General features: G+C 58.5%; 12 protein-coding genes. 1 reads left to right on the plus strand and 11 read right to left on the minus strand.

Going from position 1 to position 13,295, the window contains the following annotated elements:
- Positions 1–95: 95 nt before the first annotated feature.
- The 8 genes from poxB to PQR40_RS07280 all read right to left on the minus strand — a co-directional run bounded on the left by poxB (position 96) and on the right by PQR40_RS07280 (position 9,027).
- Complete coding sequence (gene poxB / locus PQR40_RS07245) at positions 96–1,814, minus strand: ubiquinone-dependent pyruvate dehydrogenase (protein WP_408390330.1); 1,719 nt, start codon at positions 1,812–1,814, stop codon at positions 96–98.
- A 10-nt stretch (positions 1,815–1,824) separates the two neighbouring features.
- Positions 1,825–3,159, minus strand: coding sequence for an acetyl-CoA hydrolase/transferase family protein (locus PQR40_RS07250; RefSeq protein WP_408508681.1), 1,335 nt, complete (start codon positions 3,157–3,159; stop codon positions 1,825–1,827).
- A gap of 13 nt (positions 3,160–3,172) precedes the next feature.
- On the minus strand, positions 3,173–3,700 hold the full coding sequence (gene ripB / locus PQR40_RS07255; protein WP_408236609.1) for a (R)-specific enoyl-CoA hydratase RipB/Ich: 528 nt from the start codon (positions 3,698–3,700) through the stop codon (positions 3,173–3,175).
- A gap of 55 nt (positions 3,701–3,755) precedes the next feature.
- A complete protein-coding gene (locus PQR40_RS07260) occupies positions 3,756–4,595 on the minus strand; it encodes an aldolase/citrate lyase family protein (protein WP_408508682.1) in 840 nt (279 codons plus the stop codon).
- Positions 4,596–4,716: 121 nt separating this feature from the next.
- Entirely contained in the window at positions 4,717–5,622 is a 906-nt protein-coding gene (locus PQR40_RS07265) for a LysR family transcriptional regulator (protein WP_408236615.1), read from the minus strand.
- A 10-nt stretch (positions 5,623–5,632) separates the two neighbouring features.
- Positions 5,633–6,931, minus strand: coding sequence for an MFS transporter (locus PQR40_RS07270; RefSeq protein ID WP_408390339.1), 1,299 nt, complete (start codon positions 6,929–6,931; stop codon positions 5,633–5,635).
- A gap of 87 nt (positions 6,932–7,018) precedes the next feature.
- Positions 7,019–7,858, minus strand: coding sequence for an HTD2 family dehydratase (locus tag PQR40_RS07275; protein ID WP_408236621.1), 840 nt, complete (start codon positions 7,856–7,858; stop codon positions 7,019–7,021).
- Positions 7,855–9,027, minus strand: a complete 1,173-nt coding sequence (locus PQR40_RS07280; RefSeq protein WP_408236624.1) for a CaiB/BaiF CoA transferase family protein — start codon at positions 9,025–9,027, stop codon at positions 7,855–7,857. The genes PQR40_RS07275 and PQR40_RS07280 overlap by 4 nt, the downstream gene beginning before the upstream one ends.
- A gap of 187 nt (positions 9,028–9,214) precedes the next feature.
- On the opposite strand from PQR40_RS07280, the gene PQR40_RS07285 reads away from it, so the two are divergent.
- Complete coding sequence (locus PQR40_RS07285; RefSeq protein ID WP_408236627.1) at positions 9,215–10,123, plus strand: LysR family transcriptional regulator; 909 nt, start codon at positions 9,215–9,217, stop codon at positions 10,121–10,123.
- On the opposite strand, the gene PQR40_RS07290 is transcribed toward PQR40_RS07285, so the two are convergent.
- The 3 genes from PQR40_RS07290 to PQR40_RS07300 all read right to left on the minus strand — a co-directional run bounded on the left by PQR40_RS07290 (position 10,120) and on the right by PQR40_RS07300 (position 13,179).
- A complete protein-coding gene (locus PQR40_RS07290; protein WP_408236629.1) occupies positions 10,120–11,568 on the minus strand; it encodes a sensor histidine kinase in 1,449 nt (482 codons plus the stop codon). The two genes, PQR40_RS07285 and PQR40_RS07290, sit on opposite strands and share 4 nt — an antisense overlap.
- Entirely contained in the window at positions 11,537–12,214 is a 678-nt protein-coding gene (locus tag PQR40_RS07295; protein WP_408236632.1) for a response regulator transcription factor, read from the minus strand. The genes PQR40_RS07290 and PQR40_RS07295 overlap by 32 nt, the downstream gene beginning before the upstream one ends.
- A gap of 173 nt (positions 12,215–12,387) precedes the next feature.
- Positions 12,388–13,179 (minus strand): MipA/OmpV family protein, encoded by a 792-nt coding sequence (locus tag PQR40_RS07300; RefSeq protein WP_408390342.1) that lies wholly within the window; start codon positions 13,177–13,179, stop codon positions 12,388–12,390.
- Positions 13,180–13,295: the final 116 nt, after the last annotated feature.

A 13,295-nucleotide genomic window follows, 5' to 3' on the forward strand; every position in this document is an offset into this window, starting at 1 on the left:
GCGATTCTGCTGCAACGACCGTGACCGTCAGCCCACGAGCGAATTACGATTTTGTTATGTTGACGCAGAGATATCGCCTCTCACACGTCTCCCGATCACCTCAGGTTTGTTTGGGCGAGTTCAACGACCTCGTCACCACGCCCGTTCAATACCGCTCGAAGCATGTACAAGCTAAAGCCCTTCGCCTGTGCCCATTGAATCTTCGGCGGTAGCGCGAGCTCGTGCTTCGATATCACCACGTCGATGACCGCCGGCCCCGGACGCACAAGCGCCCTCTGTAATGCCTCGGGAAGAGCCTCCGAATCTTCGATCCGCACGCTGTAAATTCCCGCTCCTCGCGCAATCGCAGCGAAGTCTGTGCGATGCAGATCCGTGCCCGTGTCGAGATATCCGCTCGCCTTCATCTCCATTGCCACAAAGCCAAGCGTGCTGTTGTTGTATACGATGACCTTGATTGGCAAATCGAGCTGCCGCGCCGTCAGAAGATCACCCAGCAGCATGGAGAGGCCGCCATCACCCGATAGCGCAATGACCTGTTTATCTGGAGCAGCTGCCTGCGCGCCAAGCGCCTGCGGCATCGCGTTCGCCATTGAGCCGTGATTGAACGAACCGTAAAGACGACGCCTCCCATTCATGCTCAGATATCGGGCCGCCCACAGTGTGGGGGTACCGACGTCAGCGGTGAAGATTGCGTCGCGCTGCGCAAACTCATCGACGAGACTCGTCAGATATTGAGGATGAATCGGGCGCCCTGGCGCAGAAGGCCGGGCAAGGTCGTCGAGGCCGTTCCGCGCTGCGGCGTAGTGCTCCAGCGCGTTATCCAGAAAGCGCCGGTCAGTCTTTCTCCGTAGAAGCAAAGACAGCGCCCTGACCGTATCTCGCACGTTTCCGACAAGTCCAAGTGAGAGTGGTGTACGCAGTCCCAACGCCTCGGGGCGCCGGTCGATTTGCACAACGTTTCCATGCGAAGGGTAGAAGTTGCGGTAAGGGAAGTCCGTTCCTAGCATCAGCAACGTGTCGCATGACTTCATCGCGTGATAGCCCGAACTGAAGCCGATCAGCCCAGTCATACCGACGCTATTCGGGTTGTCATATTCCACAAACTGCTTCCCGCGCAGGGCGTGAACTACCGGGGCACCAAGTGTATCTGCCAGTGCGACGACTTCGTCATGTGCGCCCTCGCAACCGCTGCCACACAACAGTGTGACGGCCTTCGAGGCGTTGAGAATATCGGCCAGTCTACTGACATCGGGCGCCGAAGGAAGCAGTGTCGGCGGATCGGTTTCAACCCACTTCGGCGTTTCGTCAGGAGCGTCGGAAAGCGCGACGTCGCCAGGCAAGACGATCACTGCGACGCCTTTCTGCTCGATGGCGGCGCGCATGGCCCGCTCCAGCACTCGGGGAAAATGCGATCGGTTCGTCACCAGTTCGACGAAGTGACTGCATTCCTTGAAAAGCTCCTGCGGATGAGTCTCCTGGAAATAACCCAATCCCACTTCAGTCGAAGGAATATGCGCCGCAATCGCCAGTACCGGCACGTGGTTGCGGTGACAATCGAACAGGCCATTGATAAGATGAAGATTGCCAGGACCGCAACTGCCGGCGCATACAGCAAGCTTTCCGGTCTCGGCCGCCTCAGCCCCTGCAGCGAAAGCCGCAACCTCCTCGTGACGGGTGTGCATCCATCTGATCGTTCCCATCCGGTGCAAGCTGTCGGACAGGCCATTCAGGCTGTCGCCCGTGACGCCCCAAATCCGCGACACACCGGCCGCGTGAAGGGTTTCCGCCAAATAGTCAGCGATGGTTCGTGCCATGACAGCTTCCTTAGATCAGGTGAAGTTCCCGGGCCTGCTTCGTGAGCGCTTCACGCGCGTCGGGATGAGCAAGTTTGATGAGCGCGGTTGCGCGCTCGCTGGACGACAGACCCTTCAGGTTGGCAACGCCATATTCCGTGACGACCATATGCGTGTCGGTACGTGGCGTGGTGACGGGTCCGCTGAGCCGGGGCACAATTTTCGATATCTTCCCGTTAGCCGCAGTCGAATGGAACGCGATAATCGATTTGCCGCCACGTGAGGCATAAGCGCCCCGCACAAAATCCAGTTGTCCGCCCGAAGCGCTGTACTGGTGCCCCTTGACGTACTCAGAGTTGCACGCGCCGGTCAGATCCATCTCGATCGTCGAGTTGACGGAGAACACCCTGTCGTTCTGCGCGATGACATGTGGGTTATTCACATAGTCGACGGGATAGCTTTCGAGTGCGGGGTTGTCGTCCATGAAGTCATACATTGCCCGGTTTCCGAGCGCAAACGTGAACACCGACTTACCACGATTGATCGCCTTGCGGCTGTTATCTACGACGCCACGCCTGATCAGATCGACGAGACCCGGTGTGAGAAGCTCAGTGTGGACGCCAAGATTCCGGTGTGACGTCAACGCACCGCAGACCGCATTGGGAAGCGCGCCGATACCCATTTGCAGGCAAGCACCATCCGTCACCATCTCAGCGATGAAATCGCTGATCACCTTGTCGGTATCAGAGGCCGTCTTGGGCGTCATCTCCGGCAGCGGCCGATCGCTCTCGACAATCGCGTCGACTTCCGACACGTGAAGCAGCGATGCGCCGAACACGCGTGGCATGTTCGGATTGACTTCAACGATCAGGCGCCCTGCCGCGCGCGCAACTCCGCTCGTGTAATCGTTATTCGTTCCAAACGTGAAGTAGCCGTTCTCGTCCATCGGCGAAACCATCACCAGCATCGCATCAACCGGAATGTGCTCTTCGAACAGACGGGGTGACTGGCTGAACGTATTGGGGACGAAGTACACGACCTTCCGGTTGCCGTCTTCTTCACCTAGCCGGATGAGTTCGCGCTCCGGCGCGCCAAGAAACATGCTATGCGGCACGATGCGCCCCATCAGCGAATAGCGCAGCAGGCTTTTGCGCAAGAACTCTTCGGCATGGAAGTAGTAGACCTTCATATCGTCGATGTCGCCAGCTTCGGCTCGCCCGCCGAGCGCCTCCAGCAAGCTCGGCGGTTGCGACATGGCCATGCCCAACGCAATCGTGGTGCCGCTGCGCAATCTGGAAACCGCCTCCGCGGCGCTCGTGAGTTTCTGGTTATAAAGCGCTTCCAGTGTGCTATTTTTTACTTTCATCTTGATCCTCGAATCAATAGTTCGCCGCTTCTTCCGGGGAATGACCGCGCTTGTAGATCAGCATGGTCCGCTCAAACGTCATCACTACGGTGCCGTCCTGGTTGATGCCTTTTGTCTCGACAGTGACAATGCCCTGGGTGGGACGGCTGCTGGACTCGCGTTTTGAAAGCACGGTGGATTCCGCGTACAGCGTGTCGCCGGCGAAGACCGGTGCGGTGGCTTTCACCTTGTCCCAGCCAAGATTGGCAACCACTTTCGCACTAACGGTTCGAACGCTCATACCGGTCAGCAACGCGAGTGTGAAGGTGCTGTCGACAAGCAGCTTCTTCCATTCCGTCTTCTGCGCGTAGGCGCTGTCGAAGTGAACCGGTTGCGAGTTGAGCGTCAACAAGGTCATCCATATGTTGTCGACATCCGTGATTGTCCTTCCGGGACGATGCTCGTAGGTGACGCCCGGCGTGAAGTCTTCGAAATAGAGTCCTGATGTTTCACGAAAGCGATTTTCTGCGAGTCTTTTATACGCTGAAATATTTTCAGTCATTCTGGCATCCTATCTATATTGAATAGAAAATTCATTCGCAAAGCCCTTCAGCTGACTAGATGTAGGAAAGAACCTCTCGTGCCTCACGGGCGATAGCTTCATCGACCATCCTTCCGTCGACCACACCCACACCTCGTTCGCTAACTGCAATAACGCGGCGTGCCCAATCGATCCGCGCAGCTGACGGCGTAAACGCCTCATTGATTGCTTCGATATGCAATGGATGGATGGCGGCTTTAGCTGAAAATCCGTTCTTCTGAGCGAATGTCAGATCGTCACGGAGGGCCTGGGCGTCATGAATTGTGAAGCACGGTGCGTCGATGGCTTTGACCCCGGCCATAGCGCACGCTGATGCGACTCTGCATCGAGCCAATTGCATGGCTAGTGAATCCGGCTGTATGCGTGCATCAGAGGCATAGTCTGCCGCGCCGAACATCACGCCGTAGACAGAGTCGCAACCGGCAACCGCGTCGACGCAATTCAGCCCTTTGATCGACTCGACAAGAGGCACAATCAGAACGGATTTTTTGACATCGCGGAACAGCGAGACGATCGACTGGATCTGCTCCGTCGATTCGACCTTTGGGACCATGATGAACTCGGGCACACTCGCGCTCGCGACTAGCATGCTGAGGTCGTCGTGGCCAGCGAGGCTGTGGGGATGATTGATTCTGACAGCGAGCTTGGGTAAGTCGAGACGTTTCGCCCCGTCTTCCAGGAGCGCCTCGACGTTCGCTCGCGCGTCATTCTTTTGATCGAGTGCGACAGAATCCTCAAGATCCACAATGAGAATATCAGCACCTGCTTCGCTGGCCTTCGAAAAGCGTTCGGGGCGTGTAGCGGGCGTAAACAGCCAACTGCGCGCCTTAATCGTTTTATTCTGCAGTAGAGACATTCAGGTTACCTCGGACAATGATCATCGACAGACCGATTCTCTCCCGTGGTCTTGCGCCAGACAATGCGGCATTCCCGGCACCAGGCTTCGGGTTTCCCGTAGGCTCTCCCAAACAGAAGGTCTACTGCTCCTGTCGTTCCGCGCTTGCGATGAGATGTTCCAGAAGTTGCTGGGCGTACACGGGCATGACGTCGCGATCCAATACGCAGACCCGCATTTCGCGCACTGCCCAATCGTCCTTTAACCTGAGAACGCGAACGCTCATCGTACGTTTGCAGCGGCGCGCCGCTGACTCCGGTACGATCGATACCCCGACTCCGTTTTCCACGAGGCGGCAGATCGCATCGAAGCTGCCTAATTCGATGCGTTGTCTGATCTTTCGATGCACACTTTGCGCGCGCTCATCGAGGAAAGTCTGAATGGCGGCGCCGCGCGTGTATCCGACAAAATCGTATTCCAGCAGATTTTCGAAGCTGACGGCTACGGCATGACTGAAATCGCCGAGGCTGGCAGGCGCGATCGCGCAGAGATGGTCTGTGGCGAAGGGAAAGCTCTGAAGGTCCCCCAGGTCTGACGTCGCTGCGACAATGCCTATGTCTGCCATGCCTTCCACCAGGGCACCGACAATCTCGCCGCTCTTTTTTTCCTCGATATCAATATTGACACTGGGATGACTCGCAAGGAAATGGCTCACAGGTACGGGAAGGTACTCGGTCAGCGCATTTGTATTCGCGAGCAAGCGAACCGTTCCTCGTAGTCCGTGCGCGAACTGATCGAGGTCGTCAGTCATTCGTTGTATCGAGGCCAGCGTGATTCTGGCATGGCGCAGCAGGGTCAACCCGGCATCGGTAAGGCGAACCCCCAGGCGCTCGCGGGCAAGCAGTGGCACGCCCACCGCCTCTTCCATCTGCTTCATTCTTCCGCTCGCGGAGCCAACTGCGAGATTGACCCGCGCCGCACCGTGCGTGATGCTTCCCGCTTCCGCGATGGCGACAAACAGTCGAAGATTGACGATATCGAAACGCATGTCGGTTCCGCTACCGCTTCCGGCCAAGGAAAAAAGCGGCACAAGCACTGACCATCGACATGAACGCCAGGAAGGCCGCGACCGCATATCCCGAATGGAATGTCTGAAACAACCAGAGCGAAATCAGCGGTGCCGGTCCGCCCGCGATAATCGACGCCCCCTGATAACCGAGCGAGGCGCCGGAGTACCGGATATGCGCAGGGAAAGACTCGGCGATATAAGCGGCTTGCGAACCATACATGATGTCGTGGATCACCATCAGCATCACGATGCCCACGATAATCAGTAACGGCATCCGGGTTTCGAGCATCGCGAAGTACGGGAAAGCAAACAGCATCATCGCGATCGCGCCAACAAGATACGTGGTTCGGCGTCCGATACGATCGGAGAGGTAACCGAACAGGGGTACCGTAAAACAGGAGACGAGCGCCGCAATCAGGACCGCATTGAGAATGAATTCGCGGCCCATCCCAAGGGTTGTTGAGCCATACAGCACGACGAAAGTCGAGAGCATGTAGAACGACGCCTGCTCGCCAGGTCGAATGAGAGCGGCCAGCAGAATGGTCCGCCACTCAGTGCGAATGGCTTCGACGAGTGGCGTTCGCCGTTCCTTGACGTTCCTGTTCGCTTCGATGAAGTCGTGCGTTTCCGGCACGCCCATGCGAATAACCAGTCCAATGACAAGAAGCGCACCGCTGGCAAGAAACGGAATTCGCCAGCCGTATTCCAGAAGATGCGCGCCGCTCAGATGGCTGCAGGCGCTCCAGGCAAGCACCGAAATCACGAGACCCAGCGGAACGCCGATATGCGGCAGGCTCGCCATAAAGCCCCGATGTGATCCTCGATGCGATTCCATCGACAACAGCACTGCGCCGCCCCATTCGCCCCCCACGCCCACGCCCTGAACGAAGCGCAACGCTACGAGTAGCCATCCCGCGACTGGTCCAAGTGTCTTCGCGGTCGGCAGCAACCCAACCAGCACCGTGGCGATTCCCATCAGCATCAGCGTCGCCACCAGCGTCGACTTGCGCCCGACCCGGTCGCCCATGTGCCCGAAGATCGCGGCACCAAGTGGACGCGACAGGAAGCCGACAAAAATCGTGGCAAACGACGCCATCAACCCCGCCGAGCCACTGTGGCTGAAAAACACACTCGGGAAAACCAGCGCGGCCGCCGTGCCGTAGATGAAGAAGTCATACCACTCGATGGTCGTGCCGATAACACTGGCAATTGCGGCGCGCCGTTGTACGCTCCCTGACGATGTCGCGCCGGCGCTCACGCCGGGCAGTCCCGCTGATTGAATGTTCATGATTTGTCTCCGTATTGTTTGTATGGGGCTATCGATATCGCCTCGCCAACGTACCGATAGTCGCTCGTCGTCTCATGCCCGCGACGCTCAGAAACTCGCGTCGGCCCGCATGGATACCGATCCATCCGGCAAGCTCACCCAGACCGCCCATCCCTCTCCATTCGCCGCTGCATTCACGGTGAGTTCGTTCCCGAGGATGCTGGGTTGAAGCCCCCGATAGGTGAAACGCCGGAGCGGCTTGCCCGCGACCTCCTCAGCAAAGGCCGCCAACAAGGTCGCGTTCAGCGGCCCATGAATAACCAGATTCGAATACCCTTCGACTTCCCGGCAATAGTCAACGTCGTAATGAATACGATGGCCATTGAAGGTCAGCGCCGAATAGCGGAACAGCGTGGTAGAGGTCGGCAAGAAGCGTTTGCTGTGTTGCGCCACAAGCGCCTCTTGGGGCGCGGTGCGTGCGGACGGCGCCGTCGCTTCCTTGTAGACGATATCGTGATGCTCGCTGATGGCGACTTGCCCACCATGCAGCACCTCATGCAGCACGGTGACGAATATGAGCTCGCCGCTGCGACCTTGCTTATGCTCCACTGACACCACGGTGGAGCGCTTTTCGACGTCCGCGTCCAGCGGCACCGAGGCGCGAAACTCCAGCGTTCCGCCCGCCCACATCCGGTTCGGCAGCGGGACAGGTGGCAAAAATCCGCCACGCGCGGGATGACCATCCCGGCCCAGTTCCGACGCCGGCAGGCCTTCAAGAAAATAAAGCCAATGCCACAAAGGCGGCAGCCGTGTCCCGGACATCAAAGCCGTCTGAGGCAAACCCAGCGTAGCCGCCATCAGGCGGGCGTGGCGCGAGGAAAGCACATCACGGTCGACGTATGGCTTACCGATCCATTGGCGCAGGTAGACGAGATCCACGGTGCTCATACTGTCGCCCCAGCCTCGCTTACCGCGAATTCGGCACGCAAGCTCGCGCTATGTTCGCCAAGTGCAGGTGCCCGGTCAAAGTGCCCTTGGTCCCACGGCGCACGCACGGGGGGGGCCACCATGTGCAGTTCGGCGTCGCCGACCCGCATCGGCCAGGTGCGCAATGCGGGGTGCGTCGACATCTCCGCGACAGAACGCACCTGACCATACGCGGTGTTCGCGGCAGACAGCCGGACCAACGTCTCGTCCGTGTTCAGTTCCGCAAAGACACCTGCGATCAGACTGTCAAGCGCGGCACGATTGCGTACGCGTTCGGTATTCGACGCAAAGCGGGCATCCTGCGCCGCATCGGGCCGCTGCAGGAACGCCGCACAGAACTGCTGCCATTCGCGTTCGTTCTGGACGCTGATAACGATGTCGCGCCTATCTTTTGTCGTGAACGCGCCATACGGTGCGATGGACGGATGCTTCAATCCCTGCCGGGTCGGTGCGCCCTGACCATATAGTTCATGCAGGTAGGGAATCGTCATCCAGTCGGCTGCGCCATCGAACAACGACACGGACACGCCTGAACCCTGGCCGGTGCGTTCGCGCAGCGCCAGCGCAGAAAGGACGCCGATGGCGGCATTCATGCCGGCGCCGATGTCGCAGATCGAGACGCCGATGCGGCCATAAGCTTCGGGGGCGCCGCTGATTCCCGCCAGACCGCTTTCACACTGCACCAGCAGATCGTAGGCCTTGAGCTTGCTCGCTTCGCCTTGCGTGCCGTAGCCGGTGATGTCGCAGGTGATCAGGCGCGGATAACGCTCGCGCAGCGACGCTCCGTCGAAACCAGCCCGTGCAAGCGCGCCGGGCGCGAGATTTTGCACGAACACGTCGGCTTCGCCCAGAATGCGATGAAGCAATGCGGCGTCGTCCGGCTGTTTGAAGTCGATGACAAGTGACTCCTTACCGCGATTGGTCCAGACGAAATAGGACGACTGCCCGTTCGCGGCGTCGTCATAACCCCGTGCAAAATCCCCCTCGGCGCGTTCGATCTTGATGACCCGTGCGCCCATCTCGGCCAGCCGGCTTGTGCACAACGGCGCCGCCAGAGCCTGCTCGATCGATACGACCACCACGCCGTCCAGCGGCCTCGCGGTTCGCGCCTGCTCGAGGAATGCAGCCATTCCCGTCTCCTTGTCTGTCATGTCCATGACGACAAGTATGGTCACGCGGACACACCTTTTACAGCGAGCAATCCCAAAGGGAGCGTTTGTCATTTTCGAACGCTGCAGTGCAGCAGACTCAGGTCGAGGCAGTTTTTTGCGCGTATCTGTGGCATAAAGGCAGAAGGATTCGCGACTCTCTAACGCCATGCACTACGACCTGATCGACCTGAAGGTATTCCTCGCGGTTGCTGAAGAAGGCAATGTTTCGCGCGGCGCCGAGCGCTGCCATCTCGCACCGTCATCCGTCAGCCTGCGCATCAAGGGGCTGGAGGAGAACATTGGTACCGCCTTGCTGAAGCGGCAAGCACGCGGCGTGACGCTCACACCCGCCGGGCACGTGCTTGTCGAGCACGCGCGGCGCTGCGTGGCGCAACTCGAACAGATGCACGTCGATCTGCTGCCGTTCGCCCGCGGGCTGACCGGTCACGTCACGTTCTTCGCCAACAACAACGCCATCAGTTCTCACTTGCCGGATGATCTGGCGCGCTTCTTCACCCTCTATCCCAGCGTGCGAATCACGCTCGAGGAGCGCATGAGTCACGATATCGTCGCTGCGGTCGCCGCCGGCCGTGCAGACATTGGCGTAGTTGCATTGGAAACCGAACATCCCGAACTGGACTTCCTGCCCTATCGGGAAGACCGGCTAGTCCTGCTCGCTCCTTTGGGCAGTCCGCTCGGGCGGCAGGGCGTCGTCAGTTTCGCGGATTGCATGGACGAACCGTTCATCAGTCTGCAGTCAGGCGCCGCATTGCATACATTCCTGATGAATCATGCCAGCGCATTAGGCAAGCGCCTGGATATCCGGGTTCAGGTATCGGGCTACCGGGCGATCGCACGGCTTGTCTCCTCTGGTGCCGGTATAGGCATCGTGGCACGTTCGGCACTCGAAGAGTCGGACAGTGAGTACCTTGACATCATTGCTCTATCGGAGCCGTGGGCACGGCGCGATCTACGCGTATGCGTACAACGCCGTCCGCACGAGACCAACTTTTTCCGCGACAAGCTGATCGAAATACTCTGCAGTGGCACCGAATCACATCCGTCAGAAGCCTAGGTATCGTGCACCACGGGGCCGATTGAATCCGCTCGCCTCACGGCGTGATGGGCAACCGGTACGGATTCCAGCCATGGAATGCGTACCCGTATTCCCGCTCCCGTCCGGCCTGGATCGAAGATACTCACGTCGCCGCCGTGCAGTAGCACGATCTCTCTGACCAGACTCAAACCGAGTCCGGTCCCCGAAGTGGATCGCGCATAGCGGGAGAACGATTCGAAAATCCGGTCGCGGAAGCCGTACGGAATGCCTTGCCCGTTGTCTATGACCTCCACCACCGCATTCGCCCCAGTGGCGAATACCTTGACGGTGACAGACAACGCATCGCCTCCGTGTTGCATTGCATTTTGTGTCAGGTTGATGATGACCCGTTTGAGAGGCGTCGGGTCACCCAGCACAACCAGCCGTTCCAGCGAGGACACCAGTTCCAACTCGTGCCCCGCCGCTACGGCAAGCGGTGCAAGTTCCGCAAGCGTCTCTTTCGCGAGTTCAACCAGATCAACTTGCTCCATGTTCAGGTCGACGCTTTTTAGCCTCTGAAGGTCGAGTAGCTGATCGCCGAGATTGCTTAGACGTTCGACATCCTGTTCCAGCTTCACCTTGATCGGCCCCGGCCCTAAACCATCGAGCCGGGTACGAATGATGGCAATGGGCGTACGCAACTCGTGCGCGGCATTGGCAATGAAACGCTCCTGTTGCTGCCTGCCACCGTCCAGTCTTTCCAGTGCCGCATTGAAGGCAACCACAATGGGAGCAATTTCACGCGGCAGCCCGTCTGCAGGCATGCGCAGGCCAGGCCGTCTGATATCGATCTGTTGCGCGAGTAACGCTATCCGCTTCAACTTGCGATGAGCACCGGCGACTACGATCGGTATCAGAATGAAGTTTGCTATCAGTAGCGGGACAAAGAAAGGAAGCTCGAAGTAGTCGAAGACAGCAATTCCCACGCGTTTCCAGCCGGGCTCCAACGGACCACCGCCGAAAGCAACATGTAGAGGCCCCAGGCTCGTGCGCGCAGTGTCGATATGGCACGACAGATTATTGTGCCCGCTGATGTCTGTCACGTCCGCGGTAAGAATCCGCGAAGCCAGGCTCACCGCAGAAGCGCAAGCGGGCGTCACCTGGCCATATCTTACGAGGCGACCCTGAGCGTCCTGAATGACGAACCACAAGTCTGGCGCTTCGCGCTTCAACTGCTCGATGGCAGGCGTGCCGATTACGTGGAGTTGCTCGTCCGCACCGCGGACCACCGAACTCGCGATGGTTTTCATAGCGCTGTTTTGCAGCAGATAGCCCGAGAAATTCCAACGAAGGATAAAACCGAACATCACGATACCGGAAGCTAAAGCAACAATCGCCTGCGCAGCAAACAGTCCAATCGATATACGACGAGTAATAGAAAATGTACCTGCGCTAAGCATCTTTTGCCCTAACAAGGTATCCAATTCCGCGCATTGCGTGGATCTCAACGCCGGCATCCGCATGATCGAGCTTGCGCCGGAGATTCGATACGTGCGAGTCCAGTGCGTTCGACGCGATATCCCGATCGAATCCGTAGACTTGTGTCGAGAGTGACTCGCGCCTGACGGTCTTCCCACGTCGCTCGATGAGCGCCTGGAGCACCAGCAATTCGCGGCGCTGCAAGCCAAGGCGCTCACCATCAACCGACGCTTCCTTGGCCTCGAAATCGAAGACGAGTCGTCCAATGCAAGCCTCCGGCTCCCTAAGCACAGCGGGGCGGCGATCAAGAGCGCGCAGTCGCGCCAAGAGTTCGTCCATTGAGAACGGCTTCGCCAGATAATCGTCGGCGCCCGCATCGAGACCCTCAACTCTCGCGGTCACGTCGCAGATCGCGCTCAGTACGATGATCGCTACGCCAGGCGAGCTGGAACGCAAGTTCGGAATGATCGAAAGACCGTCGCCGTCAGGCAGTTTCCGATCGAGGAGTACCAGTTTGTACATCACCTCGTTCATCGCATAGCACGCCATACTGAGCGTTGACACGTAATCGACCACCATCTTCCGCTTTTCCAGCGCACTCTGAATGGCAGATGCAAGTTCGACCTCATCTTCGATAAGCAGTATTCGCATGAAGCCTTGGGGTCGTGCGCATTTGGGACGACGGGGCCGTTTGGACCTCGTGTCAACCTTGTACTACGCAAACCCCATGACATCCTTGCCAATTTTTCAATGACCCTTTCCCCGCGTTCAACTCAAGGGAGCGCCACACGAACGACGTGAAACACCTTCGCCGGCCGATCTCACTAGAATGTGTAGCCAACCAGCGCGTCAGTCGACAGCGAGACGCGCCGCTGCACTATCGGACTATTGACGGCATGTCCGGTCAGATTGGTAATCTGTTGCGACGCCGACAACGACCAGTGCTTGTTGAACTGGTGTTCCCAGGTCACCCCGGCACGTACTGCATAGAGTCCCGAGCCCACGCCGTATTCGGGAAACGCGGTGTCCGCGCTTTGCGACGCATCGACACCGAAGAATGTCTGGTTGTATTTCGATGAACCGAAATCCGCCTCCGCGCTCGTACTCAAACGATCACGCCCTATCTGCAGGGCGATATAGTCGAAGCCGAGCCGGTATGTCTCTCCGCGACTGCGATCCGTAAGTGGCAGATTCGCTGAAAGCGTCACGTCACCTACCGTGCCCAACCGGTATCCAGCGGTGATCGTCGTGATCAAGGCGCCGGGAATATCGCCCATGCCCTTCAGATAGTTCGAACCGCTTTGCCACGCTTCATTCTCATCCTTTCGGCCGAGTGCGTAGTTGATGCTCGTATCGATGAAGAAGTTCGAAGGCAGCAGCCATTTGTACCCGATACCCTTTTCTGAATCGATATAGATGCCTTTGGGCGTGACCACATCAAGGTATGGAACAGGCACAACCTGATAGTCGCTGCTTCCGAGGTATCGCGGGGCAATCGCCGCGCCGAATCCAGCGGTGACACTGTATCCACCTTGCGCACCGTCAGCCCGGGCAAGCGGTGCAGCACAAAGACATGCAACCGCTACGGAAATACTGGAAAAATCTCGAAAATTCATGGAATCTCAACTCGATGATGACGCCGCCTGAAGCGGTCACGGATCGTCAAACCCACGCGACGCCAGGAAAATAACGTCAACCGAAAGCGCGCAGGGAGCGATAGCACGCGCTAGCG

This window comes from Paraburkholderia sediminicola (assembly GCF_046026855.1).
Taxonomy (GTDB): Bacteria; Pseudomonadota; Gammaproteobacteria; order Burkholderiales; family Burkholderiaceae; genus Paraburkholderia; species Paraburkholderia sediminicola_A.